The following is a 1,831-nucleotide window of genomic DNA, read 5'->3' on the forward strand; positions in this document are numbered from 1 at the left end:
TGCCCCCGCGTCATCAAACGCGCCCGCCACAACTCCTACCGCGTCAAACGACCCACCGACAAGATCACCCGCCACAACCGACCCGCCATACCCAAACTGGCCTGCCCAGACGCCTTAACTTAATGGCATTGGCTCCGGATGCGTTGTGACACATCGGTGAGAATGCTCAGTCAACGGCATCGAGAATGAATCCATGGATGTAAATCTAAAGCCCTGCCAGGTGTCACCTGGCAGGGCTTCGGTGTGGTCTGACGCCAGTAGTTGACGGCAACGTCAGTGGACGGGTGAGGCGCAGGGTGGCGGTTCGTCGCTGTCGGAGCGTGCCGTCTCGGTGGTCTCCCCGCCGTCGAGCGCGGTGCCGAGGGCGTCGATGGCATTGTGTTGGAGGCGGAGGCGGACGTGGGCGCAGATGGTGGCGGTGACGCCGATGTGGGCGTGGCCGAGGAGTTCCTTGATCACGACGATTTCGACGCCCTGTTCCAGGAGCAGGGTCGCAGTCGAATGACGGAGGTCGTGGAAGCGGATGCGGCGGAGGCCGGCCCTGCCGAAGAGCGTGGTTAAGGCGCGGGTGAGGTTGGTCGGGTCGATCGATCCGCCCCGCGCAGTGGTGAAGACGTGTCCGTTGGGCTGCCACGCGATGCCTGCTGCCTCGCGCTCGTGCTGCTCTATTCGTGGTGGATTTTCAGCGACTGGACGCAGCGGGCGGGGAGCACGATGCGGCGTTCGGAGGCCGGGTCCTGGTGGGCAGCGTGGTGAGCCCGCCTGCGCTGGTGCGCTGGAGTGTGCGGCGGATGGCGGCGGTGCCCGTGCCGAGGTCGAGATCTTTCCAGTGCAGTCCGAGGAGTTCGCCCTTGCGGAGTCCGGTGTGGAGGGCGAACTCGATCGATGAGTGCAGGCGGTGGTCCCAGGTCGCGGTGAGGAACTGGCGGGCTTCGTCGGCGGTGAGGGGTTCGAAGCGTCGGGGCCGTGCGGGCTTGCCTTCGAACCCTTGGCGCGCTGCACCCGCACCTGCTGCGGCTTGCTGAAGCCGACCTCTGCGAGAAGCCGCTTGGTGTGGAGAAGTTCAATCTCGCCCTCGACAAGCAGGATCATCCTCGGGTACGGCGACAAGCCGAAGTCGCCGAGTGCCCGCTCCAGGGTTTCGGCCTCCTCATGTCGAGCTGAGAGGCGATCATGGAGCATAATCCACGAGGTCTCCCGTCAGGTCGGGCAGTGGCTTCACACGGCCTGCTATTGCCAGGTCCTCATGTGACCGAAGCAGCACCTCGGCTGCGATCCGCTCGTCTGCGCCAGCGCTGGACTCGCCGCGCCGTGTCAGATGTTCCCCGGACAGGCATCGCCGCTGCATGAGCCGCGGGCAGGTCCGCCGCGTGACAGCACTCGCTATTACCGAAGACTTCGGCGGCGTCCCACGCCCGGACCGCAGGTTCTGTCGGTGTCATGGGTTGACCGGCTGATCGGCAGCGAAGGCGAGGCCACTGGCTGCCTCGGCTCGCCGGCAAGCTCGCCCAGCCGTGCCACTTGCTGCGAGGGTAGGAGTTTCCGCCACCGAACTTGAGCAATCGGACGGTGACCCCGATCCCGGTTGCGGCGGCCCAGCCTCGGTTTTGAGCAACGCGGCGCAGCCGGCGTCGGCCGAACAAGAACTCACCAGCATGGCCGCTGGCGTGCCGGGAACCCAGTCGGGCAACCGTCCGCCCCATATCACTTGAGGTGCCGGTCCGGTGAGTCCGTGGCTCTCGATCAGTCCGTGCAAGTCACGCACGGCGGTGGCGGCAAGTGTGGCATCCACCGAGCCGCGCGCATCGGCGGTGGAAACCGGCGATGCCGC

General features: G+C 66.2%; 1 protein-coding gene and 1 pseudogene. Both read right to left on the reverse strand.

Annotated features, from left to right (window positions below; genetic code table 11):
• Window positions 1-273: 273 nt before the first annotated feature.
• A complete protein-coding gene (locus tag ACIRG9_RS31545; RefSeq protein ID WP_402864199.1) occupies window positions 274-699 on the reverse strand; it encodes a tyrosine-type recombinase/integrase in 426 nt (141 codons plus the stop codon).
• A pseudogene (locus ACIRG9_RS31550) lies at window positions 683-934 on the reverse strand (tyrosine-type recombinase/integrase); the annotation flags it as partial. The pseudogene ACIRG9_RS31550 and the gene ACIRG9_RS31545, both read right to left, overlap by 17 nt.
• Window positions 935-1,831 lie beyond the last annotated feature (897 nt).

The sequence above is a fragment of the Micromonospora sp. NPDC093277 genome, assembly GCF_044765245.1.
In the GTDB taxonomy this organism is placed as follows: Bacteria; Actinomycetota; Actinomycetes; order Mycobacteriales; family Micromonosporaceae; genus Micromonospora.